This is a genomic window from Neisseria sp. P0008.S002, assembly GCF_051962805.1.
GTDB classification, from domain to species: Bacteria; Pseudomonadota; Gammaproteobacteria; order Burkholderiales; family Neisseriaceae; genus Neisseria; species Neisseria perflava.
The window spans coordinates 54,319-66,969 of sequence record NZ_JBQCUY010000001.1 but is presented as its reverse complement, the minus strand read 5'-3'; the positions used below and the strand labels follow the sequence as shown (position 1 = coordinate 66,969).

15 protein-coding genes, 3 tRNA genes and 1 pseudogene are annotated in these 12,651 nt (G+C 49.4%); 12 read left to right on the top strand and 7 right to left on the bottom strand.

The features are described 5' to 3' along the window. Positions 1-41: 41 nt before the first annotated feature. The 3 genes from ACTHSA_RS00370 to xseA form a co-directional block, all read right to left on the bottom strand. Positions 42-851, bottom strand: a complete 810-nt coding sequence (locus ACTHSA_RS00370; RefSeq protein ID WP_070695372.1) for a sulfite exporter TauE/SafE family protein — start codon at positions 849-851, stop codon at positions 42-44. Position 852: 1 nt separating this feature from the next. Continuing rightward, a complete protein-coding gene (gene pssA / locus ACTHSA_RS00365) occupies positions 853-1,632 on the bottom strand; it encodes a CDP-diacylglycerol--serine O-phosphatidyltransferase (protein WP_004520826.1) in 780 nt (259 codons plus the stop codon). Between the two features lie 123 nt (positions 1,633-1,755). Next, positions 1,756-3,105, bottom strand: coding sequence for an exodeoxyribonuclease VII large subunit (xseA, locus tag ACTHSA_RS00360; RefSeq protein ID WP_049344148.1), 1,350 nt, complete (start codon positions 3,103-3,105; stop codon positions 1,756-1,758). Between the two features lie 181 nt (positions 3,106-3,286). Here xseA and lpxK point away from each other — a divergent pair, with 181 nt between their 5' ends. The 12 genes from lpxK to rfaD all read left to right on the top strand — a co-directional run bounded on the left by lpxK (position 3,287) and on the right by rfaD (position 11,606). Then, on the top strand, positions 3,287-4,297 hold the full coding sequence (lpxK, locus tag ACTHSA_RS00355; protein WP_049335618.1) for a tetraacyldisaccharide 4'-kinase: 1,011 nt from the start codon (positions 3,287-3,289) through the stop codon (positions 4,295-4,297). 64 nt (positions 4,298-4,361) lie between these two features. Beyond that, a complete protein-coding gene (locus tag ACTHSA_RS00350) occupies positions 4,362-5,027 on the top strand; it encodes a hypothetical protein (RefSeq protein WP_049344150.1) in 666 nt (221 codons plus the stop codon). A 49-nt stretch (positions 5,028-5,076) separates the two neighbouring features. Then, positions 5,077-5,652 (top strand): DUF2059 domain-containing protein, encoded by a 576-nt coding sequence (locus ACTHSA_RS00345; RefSeq protein ID WP_049335588.1) that lies wholly within the window; start codon positions 5,077-5,079, stop codon positions 5,650-5,652. A 94-nt stretch (positions 5,653-5,746) separates the two neighbouring features. Then, positions 5,747-5,929 (top strand): Trm112 family protein, encoded by a 183-nt coding sequence (locus ACTHSA_RS00340; RefSeq protein ID WP_003679524.1) that lies wholly within the window; start codon positions 5,747-5,749, stop codon positions 5,927-5,929. Beyond that, on the top strand, positions 5,926-6,687 hold the full coding sequence (gene kdsB / locus ACTHSA_RS00335; protein WP_004520817.1) for a 3-deoxy-manno-octulosonate cytidylyltransferase: 762 nt from the start codon (positions 5,926-5,928) through the stop codon (positions 6,685-6,687). The genes ACTHSA_RS00340 and kdsB overlap by 4 nt, the downstream gene beginning before the upstream one ends. 11 nt (positions 6,688-6,698) lie before the next feature. Continuing rightward, the gene (locus ACTHSA_RS00330) at positions 6,699-7,217 is read left to right on the top strand and encodes a hypothetical protein (RefSeq protein ID WP_004520816.1); all 519 of its coding nucleotides are present in this window, start codon (positions 6,699-6,701) and stop codon (positions 7,215-7,217) included. Between the two features lie 72 nt (positions 7,218-7,289). Then, on the top strand, positions 7,290-7,937 hold the full coding sequence (adk, locus tag ACTHSA_RS00325; protein ID WP_003746105.1) for an adenylate kinase: 648 nt from the start codon (positions 7,290-7,292) through the stop codon (positions 7,935-7,937). Positions 7,938-8,045: 108 nt separating this feature from the next. Next, positions 8,046-8,777, top strand: a complete 732-nt coding sequence (gene pyrF / locus ACTHSA_RS00320) for an orotidine-5'-phosphate decarboxylase (protein ID WP_049335590.1) — start codon at positions 8,046-8,048, stop codon at positions 8,775-8,777. A 13-nt stretch (positions 8,778-8,790) separates the two neighbouring features. Continuing rightward, positions 8,791-9,009 carry an NADH dehydrogenase gene (locus ACTHSA_RS00315; protein ID WP_004520812.1) on the top strand — a complete coding sequence of 73 codons (219 nt, stop codon included), beginning with the start codon at positions 8,791-8,793 and terminating at the stop codon, positions 9,007-9,009. Then, complete coding sequence (locus tag ACTHSA_RS00310) at positions 8,994-9,458, top strand: hypothetical protein (RefSeq protein WP_004520811.1); 465 nt, start codon at positions 8,994-8,996, stop codon at positions 9,456-9,458. The genes ACTHSA_RS00315 and ACTHSA_RS00310 overlap by 16 nt, the downstream gene beginning before the upstream one ends. A 41-nt stretch (positions 9,459-9,499) precedes the next feature. After that, positions 9,500-10,462, top strand: a complete 963-nt coding sequence (gene rfaE1, locus ACTHSA_RS00305) for a D-glycero-beta-D-manno-heptose-7-phosphate kinase (protein WP_004520810.1) — start codon at positions 9,500-9,502, stop codon at positions 10,460-10,462. A gap of 139 nt (positions 10,463-10,601) precedes the next feature. Further along, positions 10,602-11,606: an ADP-glyceromanno-heptose 6-epimerase gene (gene rfaD / locus ACTHSA_RS00300; protein ID WP_039862484.1), complete on the top strand. Its 1,005-nt coding sequence runs from the start codon at positions 10,602-10,604 to the stop codon at positions 11,604-11,606. A gap of 226 nt (positions 11,607-11,832) precedes the next feature. On the opposite strand, the pseudogene ACTHSA_RS00295 reads toward rfaD, so the two are convergent. The 4 genes and pseudogenes from ACTHSA_RS00295 to ACTHSA_RS00280 all read right to left on the bottom strand — a co-directional run. Next, positions 11,833-12,128, bottom strand: a pseudogene (locus ACTHSA_RS00295) (transposase); the annotation flags it as partial. Between the two features lie 146 nt (positions 12,129-12,274). Next, a tRNA-Leu gene (locus tag ACTHSA_RS00290) sits at positions 12,275-12,364 on the bottom strand. A 21-nt stretch (positions 12,365-12,385) separates the two neighbouring features. After that, positions 12,386-12,463, bottom strand: a tRNA-Cys gene (locus tag ACTHSA_RS00285). A 10-nt stretch (positions 12,464-12,473) separates the two neighbouring features. After that, positions 12,474-12,547: transfer RNA gene (locus ACTHSA_RS00280), tRNA-Cys, on the bottom strand. Positions 12,548-12,651 lie beyond the last annotated feature (104 nt).

Genomic DNA, 12,651 nt, shown 5'->3' with positions numbered 1-12,651 from the left:
CGTCTGAAAGAATTTCAGACGGCCTTTTTCACAAGAAAGATTTAATGTATCAAATTCCAAGCCATCTTGGCGGCAATCAGCAGCAACATGATGCCGAAGGCGATTTTGAGTTTTCGGGCGGGCAGCTTGTGCGCCGTTTTTACGCCGAGTGGAGCGAAGAGGATGGTGGCAGCGCTCAATATGGCTACAGCCGGAAGATAGATAAAGCCTGCCGCGCCTTCAGGCAGGTGGGCAACATGTAAACCGTTGGCAAAATAGCCGATGGTGCCGGCAATCGCAATCGGCCATGCCAGACCTGAAGATGTGCCGATGGCGCGGTGTGCCGGAAAGTTGCAATATAGTAGAAATGGAACGGATAGCGAACCGCCGCCGATACCGACCCAACTTGAAGCCGCCCCAAAAAGCGTACCCACGGCTGTCAGGCCGTGGAGGGCAGGCAGGGTGCGTGAAGGTTTGGGTTTGGAATCGCGTAGGGTTTTGACTGCGATAAAGGCAAGAAATGCAATAAAGAAAACTTGCAAAGCCAGCGTCGGCATATATTTTGCCGTTACCGCGCCGAGGAGTACGCCAAGTATCATGCCCGGCGTCATTCGGCGGACGGTCGCCCAATCAATGGCGTGCTTTTTATGTTGGGCGTACATACTGGAGAAGGTAGTAAACACCATGACGGCAAAGGAAGTGCCGATGGCAAGATGCTGGGCATAGGGGTGGCTGCCTATGCCTTGCAGCTGCAACGCCCATAAGACAACGGGAACAATCAACGTGCCACCGCCTACGCCGAATAGTCCGGCAATAAAGCCCGCTGCGCTGCCGACGGCGAGCAGGGCAAGGATGATGTCCCAAGACCACATTTCAGACGGCCTTGTCGTGTTTGTGTGCTTTATGGCGTTTTTTAAACCAACGGATGACTGCCATCACATAACCGGACAGGCTGTAACCGAGGAAAAATAGGAAGAGGACGAGAGAAGGCTCCCAGTTGATGAGCAGCAATACCAACACGGCCAACACCATGCCCATAAACGGTACTTGGCGGCGGATGTTGATTTCTTTGAAGCTCCAAAACGGAATCTGCACAATCATGGAAATGCCGGCAAACAGGGTAATGCCCAATGCCCACCAATGCACGCCGGGGAAGCGTTCGATGCTGTGGTTGACCCAAATCAGGCCGACAATCAACGCAGCGGCGGTCGGGCTTGGAACGCCGATAAACCAGCGTTTGTCGACTTTGCCGATAAGCGTGTTGAACAGTGCCAAACGCAGAGCGGCGCAGGCGCAGTAGATAAAGGCGACGGAATAGCCGATTTTGCCAAACTGCCAAAGTTGCCATTTGTAGGCAATCAGGGCAGGCGCGACGCCGAAACTGACCATATCGGCGAGGCTGTCGAGCTGTTCACCGAATGCGCTCTGGCTGTTGGTCAAACGTGCAACGCGTCCGTCCATGCCGTCGAGCAGCATGGAAAGGAAAACTGCAATCGCCGCCGTTTCATAACGTCCGTGCATGGACTGTGTAATGGCGAAGAAGGCGCAAAACAGTGCGGCGATGGTAAAGGAATTGGGCAGCAGGTAAATGCTGTTTTTGCGGATGGAATTGCGTGGTGGAATCGGATTTTCTGTATTTTGTGAGTTGTCCATAATGTTTCCGTATATGCTGCGGGTGCAGATGAGGCATTATACCGCATTGGCAGGTTAAGGATTTTTAAAAGGCAGACATAGTTTCACTTCAATCGCATAAAGTTTCAGACGGCCTTTATTTTGTCAGTCAAACAACTCGCCCTGAGCCTGCTCTTTGGTCACGCGTACGTCGGTTTCGCCGTCGGCAAAAGTGATGTGCAGTTTCTGCCCTTGTTTCAATGTATCGGCATTGCGGATGACTTGTCCGCGTGTGTTTTTGACGACGGAGAAACCTCGCTCCAGAATATGCTGCGGCGATACGGCTTCGAGCAATGCGGCTTGGGCGATCAGGCTTTGACAGCGTTGGACAAGCAGCTGGCGGAAGGAATGCGACAAGGCCGTCTGAAAGCGGTCGATGTTGTGTTTGTAAATGGAAACATCAGGACGGCAATGTTTCAGGGTTTGGGTTTGGCGTTCAAAACGGGCGGTATGGGCACGGAGGTTTTGCGTCATCGAGTAAGACAGCGTTTGCGCCAGCTTGCTGATTGAAGCGCGCTGATCGTCAAGTTTTTGGCGCGGGTGACGGATTTGCCGCGCCAACCAGTCGAGTTTTTGGCTGGCATCGAAATAACGTTGCTCCAAAACGGTTTTCAGACGGCCTTGCGCTTGGGCTAGACGATGTAACGATTCTTGGCGGTTGGGGCTGACCAGTTCTGCCGCGCCGGTCGGCGTGGGTGCGCGTACGTCGGCGACGAAATCGGCGAGTGTGAAATCGGTTTCGTGGCCTACGCCGCTGACAACGGGAATTGCGCAGGCTTCGATGGCGCGCACAACCGGTTCTTCATTAAACGCCCACAAGTCTTCAATGCTGCCGCCGCCGCGACAGACAATCAGCACGTCACATTCGGCGCGTTGCGAAGCGGTTTTAATCGCTTGAGCAATTTGCAACTCGCTGCCTGTGCCTTGTACGGGCGTCGGATAAACGATAACGGGGATTTCGGGTGCGCGGCGGTTTAAGGTGGTCACGACATCGCGCAAAGCTGCCGCCGCCAGGCTGGTGACGATGCCGATACATTGCGGACGGGCGGGCAGAGGTTTCTTGCGTTCCGCTGAAAACGCGCCTTCCGCCTGCAACTGCGCCTTCAATCGCTCATAGGCTTCGTAAAGCTGCCCCAAGCCTTTGAGCCGCACCTCGTTCACCGTAATCTGAAATTCACCCCGCGCTTCATAAATACTGATTCTTCCTGATACCTCGATATGGTCGCCTTCTTTCAAAGGCTTCGCCAAGCGCATGGCCGCACCCTTAAACATCGCGCAACGCACCTGAGCGCGGCTGTCTTTGAGCGAGAAATAATAATGTCCGCTGGCAGCACGGGTCAGGTTGGATACTTCGCCGGCAATCCACAAGCCTGCGAGATGGTCTTCCAACAAGGCTTTGGCGAGGGCGTTGAGTTCGGATACGGAAATGGAGGAGGGCGCGAAGAGTTCGGACATTGCGAAACAGGAAAAATTTGGGAAAGTTGAATTATAAGGGTTTTAGAGCGATTCGTTGTATTCGTTTTTATGAAACTTGCGCCCTTTGTTTTAATATTATCAAAGGCGCATGTTCAGACGGCCTTGCCTGGGCGGGCTTGTGTTATATTATCGTTTGATTTTCGCTTCAAAAGCCGTGCGTATGCCCAAACTCCACCAAATTATCGAACGCCATTGGCAATCCCCCAATCCGTTTTTGTCTTTGCTGTTAAAACCATTGTCCAAGCTGTTTGCCAAAATTGCGGCGAAACGGCGCGATGATTTTGTTTCAGGCCGTCTGAAAAGCGAAAAATTGCCTGTGCCTGTGGTGGTAGTCGGCAATATCCATGCAGGCGGAACAGGGAAAACGCCGATAGTCGCTGCGCTGGTGTCGGGTTTGCAGGAAAAGGGCGTTAAGGTCGGTATCATCAGCCGAGGTTATGGGCGCAAGAGTAAGGCGGTTCATGTATTGAATACAGCCAGCAGTGCGGCAGATGCAGGCGACGAGCCTTTATTGCTGTTTCGCCAAACCGGTGCGCCGACGGCGGTAGGCAGCAGCCGTGCAGAAGCAGGCAGGGCATTGCTTGCAGCGCATCCGGAGCTTGAATTGATTGTGACCGACGACGGCTTGCAACATTATGCCTTGCAGCGCGATATGGAAATTGCCGTATTCCCGGCGGCGGATACGGGGCGGACGGATTTGGATTTACTGCCCAACGGCAGCTTGCGCGAACCTTTGTCGCGATTGGCTTCCGTTGATGCGGTCGTCGTCAGTGGCGGAAAGGCAGATGCGGCATTTAAGCCGTCTGAAAATATGTTTGTCAGCCATATTGAAACAGGGCGGATTTACCGGTTGAACAGGCCGTTTGAGAAATTGGATTTGGAAGGCTTGGGAAATCAAACCGTCGCTGCCGTCGCCGGTATCGCCAAGCCGGAACGTTTTTTCAATACGTTGCAAAGCATGAATATCGCTTTGAAACAAACCGTTGCCTTGCCTGATCATGCAGATATTACGGCCGCGGATTTACCGGACGCAGATGTGGTGATTATCACGGAAAAGGATGCAGTCAAATTTTCAGACGGCCACGGTTTGAATCATGTGTGGGTCTTGCCTGTTTATGCGATAATTGAGCCGGACTTGGCGGCGTTTGTATCCGCGAATGTTTCAATCTAAATGCTTATAGATGTTTCACAGATGTTTTAAAGATGATCTTCAAACTACGCAATAGGAGTAAATCATGAAGTTAAAATATTTGTTGGTCGCTTGCGCAGCTTTATTTGTATCCACTCAAAGCTTAGCTGCTAAACCAAGTGATGAATCTGCAATGAAATGGTTGGAAATTCAAGGGATAAGCAGTAATTATAGCGAGAAAGTACAACGTTCTTTAGAGATGGTGAATAAAGAGGACAATGAACGCTTGTTAACGATGACGCCCAAAGCTCAAAAAGCGCAGATGAAGGCGGTCATCAGCCGTTATATGAAAAACATGCAAGACGATTTGAGCCGCCCTGAGTTGAAAAAACAATGGTTGGATGAAGAAAAGCGTGCCGTACAGAAAGTATTCACACAAGAAGAAGTGGATGTAACCAACCGTTTTTTCTCTTCGGCTCAGGGAAAAAATATTTTGAAAAAGATAAGAAGTTTCCAACAGCATGGTGGAAATCTTGAGGATATGTTGAGCCAATCGGATATAGAAAAGATGACTGAAGCATTTGGGCATGGTGCCGGTAAGTCTGCGCTCGAGAAAATTAAGCATTTCGATAAGCTGAGTGATGAGATTATCCACAAAACCATGAGTCAAAACTACCTCAATGCAAGCGATAAATATACGCCTGCTTTTGAGGAGCAAACACATGGTATTTTATGCGAAGGCAACAAACATTTGCCGAAGTGTGCCAAATAATTTTCCGACTATCTGAAAATATTTATTTTTTGTTGAAAGGTAGAAAAAGATGAAGCTGAAAACCTTATTATTACCCTTCGCTGCGCTGGCATTGTGTGCCAATGCGTTTGCCGCGCCGCCCAGTGATGCGTCGCTGGAGCGTTTGTTTGAGGTGCAGAAGATGGATGCTCTGTTAGACCAGTCTCTCCAAAGCGTTGGAGGTATTGTGCTTTCTGATCCGAATGTACAGAATCTTTGGAAAGATGCGCCGGAAGACAAACGTCCTCAGTTGGAAGCAGTCTTGAAAAAATATACAACTCAATTGATTGCTGAAATCAATACACCGCAAGTGCGTGCCCAGTTGCATAAAGCGGCTTTGGAAGGCATAAAGACGGTTTATACTCAGGAAGAAGTCAACGCATTGATTGACTTTTACGGCACTGCAGTGGGTCAATCAATACTCGCTAAAACTCCACGCTATCTTGAAGCAACAATGACCCCAATATTGAGTATCATCACCGAAAAATACGAAAAATCCAGTCAAAACGCAAACTTAGCCCGTGAAATCCGTCAGATCATGTGCAATGGCAAAAATCCTGACCAAGCTTGTACACAGCAAACGAAGAAAACGGCACGGAAAAAATAATGCCGCTTGAGGCCGTCTGAAAACGAGTGCAGCAAGTTTCGCCAAAACGAGCAAAGTGATTTTCGCTAAAACCACCAAACCAGAAAGTAACCCCATGGAAAAAAAATTCTTAGACATCCTTGTTTGTCCTGTTACCAAAGGCAAACTCGAATACCATCAAGACAAACAGGAATTGTGGAGCCGTCAGGCAAAGCTGGCTTATCCGATTCGTGACGGCATCCCTTATATGCTGGAAAACGAAGCACGAGCGTTGAGCGAAGAGGAACTGAAAGCATGACCGAATTTGTCGTATTGATTCCGGCGCGGTTGGATTCTTCACGTCTGCCGGGCAAGGCTTTGGCCGATATTCACGGTAAACCGATGGTTGTACGTGTTGCCGAACAAGCAGCGAAAAGCAAGGCCGCGCATGTTGTCGTTGCCACCGACCATCCTGATATTCAGACGGCCTGTCAGGCGCACGGTGTCGAAGTGGTCATGACTTCTAATCAACACGAAAGCGGTACAACGCGTCTTGCCGAAGCGGCCAATACGCTGAAACTGCCGCAGCATCTGATTGTTGTGAACGTACAAGGCGACGAGCCTTTAATCGATCCCGAACTCATCAACCGTACGGCTGAAGTTTTGGTTGAAAACAATGTGCAAATGGCGACCGCCGCCCACGAATTGCACGATTTTGACGAGTTTATGAATCCTAACGTTGTCAAAGCCGTCCTCGACAAAAACCGCAACGCCATCTATTTCAGCCGCGCCCCGATTCCTTATCCACGCGATGTGATGCGCTCTGAAAAACGTGAATTGCCTTCAGAAACAGCTGTCTTGCGCCACATCGGCATTTATGCCTATCGTGCAGGTTTCCTGCAACGCTATTCCGAAATGGAAGTTTCTCCTTTGGAAACCATTGAATCTCTGGAACAATTGCGCGTCCTGTGGCACGGTTATCCGATTGCTGTTGAAATTGCCCAAGAAGCGCCAGCCGCCGGCGTGGATACACAGGAAGATTTGGACAGGGTAAGGGCTGTGTTCGAGGCCGTCTGAAAGGAAAAAACATGAATGATTTACGCCATTTGAGCCGTGACGAACAAAAACTGCTTGCCGATGTCGCTTTGCTGGTCAAAGACGACGATCAAGAGTTCAACTACGAAATGTTGAAAGTGGCCGCGCCCGACGAGGCCAGCGGCGAATTTTGGTTTCGCATGGCAGAAATGCTCAGCACCCTGCCGCCCAACCAATCCTTAGATTTGCGCATGACCGGCGGACGGTTGGCGGTCGCCGTATCGATTTTATCGGTGTTGTTGCAGGAAAGCCCCGATATTCCCCAGCTTTGGGCACAAAAAGTGATTGCGCTCAACTATCTGGCACACGGCCATCGGACACGCGCCCTCGGTTTAGCGCAACAGCCGGATAAAGCGGCAGAAGCCAACGAGGAAGAATATTTGGCAAAAGCCTTGTCCCAAAACCTACTTTCCACGTTGAAAGACGCATTGGAACGCTTCCCCGAAGACAGCTGGTTTATCGAAATGCGCGATGATGCGTGGCAGCACTTTGGCTCAGAGCAGGCCGTCTGAAGTTTTGAACGATAAACGCAAGGCGTGTAGAATTAAACAAACATCAAATCCATAAACCAAGAAGGACTCATCATGAAAGTATTATTGTTGGGCGCACCAGGCGCCGGCAAAGGCACACAGGCTCAATTCATCACTGCTGCATTCGGCATTCCTCAAATCTCTACCGGCGATATGCTCCGTGCTGCCATCAAAGCAGGCACTCCGCTGGGTTTGGAAGCAAAAAAAATCATTGATGAAGGCGGTTTGGTACGCGACGACATCATTATCGGCATGGTCAAAGAGCGTATTGCCCAAGACGACTGCAAAAACGGTTTCCTGTTTGACGGTTTCCCACGCACATTGGCACAAGCCGAAGCGATGGTTGAAGCTGGTGTGGATTTGGACGCGGTTGTTGAAATCGACGTACCCGACAGCGTGATTGTCGACCGCATGAGCGGCCGCCGCGTGCATTTGGCTTCCGGCCGTACTTACCACGTTACCTACAATCCGCCTAAAGTTGAAGGCAAAGACGACGTAACCGGCGAAGATTTGATTCAACGCGACGACGACAAAGAAGAAACCGTGAAAAAACGCCTTGCCGTTTACCACGAGCAAACCGAAGTTCTGGTTGATTTCTACAGCAAACTGGAAGGCGAACACGCGCCTAAATACATCAAAGTCGACGGCACCCAAGCAGTAGAAGCCGTGAAAGCCGAAGTATTGAAAGGTTTGGGCAAATAAGTTTTGCTGAAGTAAAATCATGAGGCCGTCTGAAAAAATATTTTCAGACGGCCTTTTGTGTACAAAAGCTGTTAAAATCGAAGCTATAACCGTTTCCGCAGGCATCTTATGAATCCCTTGATCTCCGACTTCCAAACTCAGCAACAACGTACTCCCGTTATCGTCGCCCTTGATTTTGCCAACGAAAAAGATACGCTCGGATTTGTCCGCAATCTTGACCCGGCATTGTGTCAAATCAAAATCGGCAAAGAGCTGTTTACCGCAACCGGCCGTAATTTGGCAGAAAGCTTAATCAATCAAGGTTTCAAACTTTTCCTCGATTTGAAATACCACGATATTCCCCACACAGTTGCTCAGGCCTGTAAAGTTGCTGCCGATATGGGCGTTTGGATGGTCGATATGCACGCCTCCGGTGGCCGCCGCATGATGGAAGCTGCAGCAGAAGCCGTTGCCGGATATCAAACCAAGCCGCTCCTAATCGGCGTAACCGTGTTGACTAGCATGGAACAAAGCGACTTGTCCGAAATCGGTTTGAACATCGCCCCTGAAGAACAAGTCATCCGCTTGGCGAAACTGGCGCAAAGTTCAGGCTTGGACGGCGTGGTATGTTCCGCTCAAGAAGCCGCACCATTGCGTCGTGAATTGGGACAGGATTTTGTCTTGGTCACACCAGGTATCCGCTTGGACGTTGCAGGCAATAATGACGACCAACGCCGTATTATGACACCGGCCGAAGCATTGGCTGCCGGTTCAACCTATTTGGTAATGGGCCGTCCGGTAACCAAAGCTGCCGATCCGGTAGCCGTATTGCGTGAAGTCAATCGAGTAGCCAACGCTTAAGGCCGTCTGAAGTATGAAGACGATTGTGATTGGTGCGACAGGCGCAACAGGAAAATCCTTGTTGCCTTTACTTGCAACCAGTTCAGAGGTTGAGTCTATCGACTGCTTCGGTCGCAGACATCCTGATTTTACCCACCAAAAGCTAAATAGCCATCAGATTGATTTTTCTCAGCCTGATGATTGGCGCGATGAAGTACAGGATGATTGTTTGCCTGCTTGGGAACAACCCTGAAAGCAGCAGGAAGTAAAGAAGCGCAATGGGCAATTGATTATGAGGCAAATCTTGAATTTGCCAAAGCCGCACGAGAAAACGGCGTCAATACTTTGGTTTTGATTTCCGCTTCCGGTGCAAATTCTGCTTCGCGCCTGTTTTATCAACGGATGAAGGGCGAATTGGAGCAAGCAATTATCGCTTTGAATTTTCCTCACCTTATTATTTTCCGCCCGCCATTGCTGATTCGTCCGAACAGCGACCGCTTGGGCGAAAAAATAGCAGAACGGATTTTTCGCGTACTCAACCGCATCGGCATGCTGAAAAACCAACGTCCACTTGCTGTCGAAAAATTGGCGCAAGCCATGCTGAAAGCAGCGTTGTTGTCATCTCATGAACAGGCGTCGTACTCGAAAAACCATATGCAGGTATATGAGCCTCAAGATATTTTTAGGCTGTTAGATCAATAAACCGATAACAAGCCTTACACAGAGATTTTAATGGAGCCAGTATGGTAACCAAGTTCCAACAAGAAACCCTCAAATCCCGTTTTGCACAAGCCAAAGTCCTTGTTGTCGGCGATGTGATGCTCGACCGTTATTGGTTTGGCGATGTGTCCCGCATTTCTCCTGAAGCCCCTGTGCCGGTGGCGAAAATCGCCCGTATCGACCAGCGGGCGGGCGGGGCGGCAAACGTTGCGCGCAATATCGCTTCATTGGGCGGCAAAGTAGGGCTGTTGTCCGTGACTGGCGATGATGAAGCTGCAGATGCGTTGGACGCATTGATGATGCAAGACGGCGTTGCTTCCTATCTGATGCGCGACAAGCAAATTGCGACTACTGTCAAATTGCGCGTTGTTGCCCGTAATCAGCAGCTTATCCGACTTGATTTTGAAGAATCGCCTCATCGTGAAGTGTTGGAACAAATCAAGCATCAATATTGCGAAGTGTTGCCTGAATACGATGCCATTATTTTTTCAGATTACGGCAAGGGCGGCCTGTCGCATATTTCCGATATGATCGATTGGGCGAAACAGGCCGGTAAACCTGTTTTAATCGACCCCAAAGGCGATGATTACGAAAAATATGCCGGCGCTACGCTGATTACGCCTAACCGTGCAGAGTTGAAAGAAGTGGTGGGTAGCTGGAAAAACGAAAATGATTTGACTGAAAAAGCCCAAAACCTGCGCCGTCATCTTGATTTGACCGCGATTTTGCTGACCCGAAGTGAAGAGGGTATGACCCTGTTCAATGAGGGCGAGCCGATTTATCAGCCTACACGGGCCCAAGAAGTCTATGATGTATCGGGTGCAGGCGATACCGTTATTGCCGGAGTGGGCTTGGGTTTGGCCGCTGGTTATACCATGCCCGAAGCGATGCACCTTGCCAATACTGCGGCAGGTGTTGTCGTGGCAAAACTTGGTACAGCGGTTTGCTCGTTTGCCGAATTGACTAAGGCATTGGAAGAGCAATAATTGCGGTTTCAGACGGCCTTAAAATCTAAAGGCCGTCTGAAAATAGAGTTGGAAAATAATCCAGACAGACAAGTTTTTATTTTTAGACAGCATGATTTCTTCAAGGCCGTCTGAAAAATCAAAATAAAGGAAATTCATTATGACCATTATCGTAACAGGCGCGGCCGGCTTTATTGGCAGCAACATCGTCAAAGCACTTAACCAGCGCGGTATTACCGACATTGTTGCCGTCGACAATTTGAGCAAAGGCGAAAAATTTAAAAACCTTGCCGAGTGTGAAATTGCCCATTATCTCGATAAACACGAATTTATCCGTCAAGTGCGCGGCCATCTTCTGCCTTACGACGATATCGAAGCCGTTTTCCACCAAGGCGCATGTTCTGATACCATGAATCATGACGGCCTTTACATGATGGACAACAACTACCAGTACACACTTGATCTCTTGGACTGGTGTCAGGATGAACGCATTCCGTTCCTTTATGCTTCCAGCGCCGCAGTGTACGGCAAGGGCGAAATCTTCCGCGAAGAGCGCGAACTGGAAAAACCGCTCAATGTATATGGCTACTCTAAATTCTTGTTTGACCAAGTATTGCGCCGCCGCATGAAAGAAGGCCTGACCGCCCAAGTCGTTGGCTTCCGCTACTTCAACGTATATGGACAGCAGGAGCAACACAAAGGCCGTATGGCATCCGTCGCCTTCCATCATTTCCACCAATACCGCGAGCATGGTTATGTTAATCTGTTTGGCGCCAATGACGGCTACGGTAATGGTGAGCAAACACGCGATTTTGTCAGCGTAGAAGATGTTGCCAAAGTTAACCTTTACTTCTTCGATCATCCTGAGCTTTCAGGTATCTTTAACCTCGGTACAGGTCGTAGCCAACAGTTTAACGAACTTGCCGCCGCAACCGTCAACGCTTGTCGTGCGGCCGAAGGCAAGCCTGAAATGAGTTTGAAAGAGTTGGTTGAAGAAGAACTTATCCGTTATATTCCATTCCCAGATGCACTCAAAGGCAAATATCAGAGCTTTACTCAAGCGGATATTACCAAGCTGCGCGAAGCTGGGTATAAAGAAGAATTCTTGGATGTAAAACAAGGCGTCAGCCGTTACGTTAAATGGATGCTGGAGAAATTGGTTTAAGTCCTTCTGATTTGAATGATAAGGTCGTCTGAAAAAGGATTTTCAGATGGCCTTATCATTTTGGGAAATTTTAAAATGAGACCTTTGCAAAATTCCTTTTCCTTCCAGCAGCCGAAATCCAAACATAGATTTTCGACTGTTTTCGTTCCAAGTACCCACTGATTCTACTCAAACCCCCCTCTTTACTCTCCCCAGATACCTGATAATCAGGCATCCGGGCCGCCTTTTAGGTAACAACAGGCGCACTTAGCCTGTTAGCTGCTTTCAACAGGTTTAAACACATTGCCTTCAGATGGCTTTATGCACTCACTTTAATCAGACCGAAATAGGCTACCCGAGTGTAGCGGGACTTACGGTGCAGCGTACCGAAGCTTTGTTCGACCACATAACGGGTCTTCGATAGATGTCGGTTACGTTTGGTTTACGCTTCCATCAGCGGACGGTTGCGGTGGGCTTTGCGCATAATGCCGTCCAGCAAACGATGATTACCAGATGCTACCGGTCTTCCTCGTTGTCATAGCCTGAGACCTTTGCACGAGCTTGTCACATTTGACGCAAATGGCGCAAGTTAGATACAAATCAGGCACAAACAAAAAAGACAGCCTTACAAATAAGCTGTCAATTAGAAATTTAGAATATTAGGTTTTTCAATAAATTCAGATATTTATTGGTGCCCGGAGCCGGAATCGAACCGGCACGGCCGGTTTAGGGCCGACGGATTTTAAGTCCGTTGTGTCTACCTATTTCACCACCCGGGCGTAGACAGTAAATTGAGAAATTGGAGGCGGGGGCGCGGATTTGAACCGGCCTGTATAAGGGTTGCACCCCTTATAGCATAAACACTCTGCCACCCCGCCATGAAAGGGATGGAGGCGAGAGTCGGAATCGAACCGGCGTAGACGGATTTGCAATCCGCTGCATAACCACTTTGCTATCTCGCCAAAACTACGTTTGAGTGTTGTAGTATGAAACTGGAGCGGGAAACGAGTCTCGAACTCGCGACCTCAACCTTGGCAAGGTTGCGCTCTACCAACTGAGCTATTCC

Excerpts from the sequence above, each read along its gene's own strand:
- rfaD (WP_039862484.1), top strand. The coding sequence starts at position 10,602 with ATGACCATTATCGTAACAGGCGCGGCCGGCTTTATTGGCAGCAACATC.
- pyrF (WP_049335590.1), top strand. The coding sequence starts at position 8,046 with ATGAATCCCTTGATCTCCGACTTCCAAACTCAGCAACAACGTACTCCC.
- rfaE1 (WP_004520810.1), top strand. The coding sequence starts at position 9,500 with ATGGTAACCAAGTTCCAACAAGAAACCCTCAAATCCCGTTTTGCACAA.
- ACTHSA_RS00330 (WP_004520816.1), top strand. The coding sequence starts at position 6,699 with ATGAATGATTTACGCCATTTGAGCCGTGACGAACAAAAACTGCTTGCC.
- ACTHSA_RS00350 (WP_049344150.1), top strand. The coding sequence starts at position 4,362 with ATGAAGTTAAAATATTTGTTGGTCGCTTGCGCAGCTTTATTTGTATCC.
- ACTHSA_RS00345 (WP_049335588.1), top strand. The coding sequence starts at position 5,077 with ATGAAGCTGAAAACCTTATTATTACCCTTCGCTGCGCTGGCATTGTGT.
- kdsB (WP_004520817.1), top strand. The coding sequence starts at position 5,926 with ATGACCGAATTTGTCGTATTGATTCCGGCGCGGTTGGATTCTTCACGT.
- pssA (WP_004520826.1), bottom strand. The coding sequence starts at position 1,632 with ATGGACAACTCACAAAATACAGAAAATCCGATTCCACCACGCAATTCC.
- ACTHSA_RS00370 (WP_070695372.1), bottom strand. The coding sequence starts at position 851 with ATGTGGTCTTGGGACATCATCCTTGCCCTGCTCGCCGTCGGCAGCGCA.
- xseA (WP_049344148.1), bottom strand. The coding sequence starts at position 3,105 with ATGTCCGAACTCTTCGCGCCCTCCTCCATTTCCGTATCCGAACTCAAC.
- ACTHSA_RS00340 (WP_003679524.1), top strand. The coding sequence starts at position 5,747 with ATGGAAAAAAAATTCTTAGACATCCTTGTTTGTCCTGTTACCAAAGGC.
- ACTHSA_RS00315 (WP_004520812.1), top strand. The coding sequence starts at position 8,791 with ATGAAGACGATTGTGATTGGTGCGACAGGCGCAACAGGAAAATCCTTG.
- adk (WP_003746105.1), top strand. The coding sequence starts at position 7,290 with ATGAAAGTATTATTGTTGGGCGCACCAGGCGCCGGCAAAGGCACACAG.
- lpxK (WP_049335618.1), top strand. The coding sequence starts at position 3,287 with ATGCCCAAACTCCACCAAATTATCGAACGCCATTGGCAATCCCCCAAT.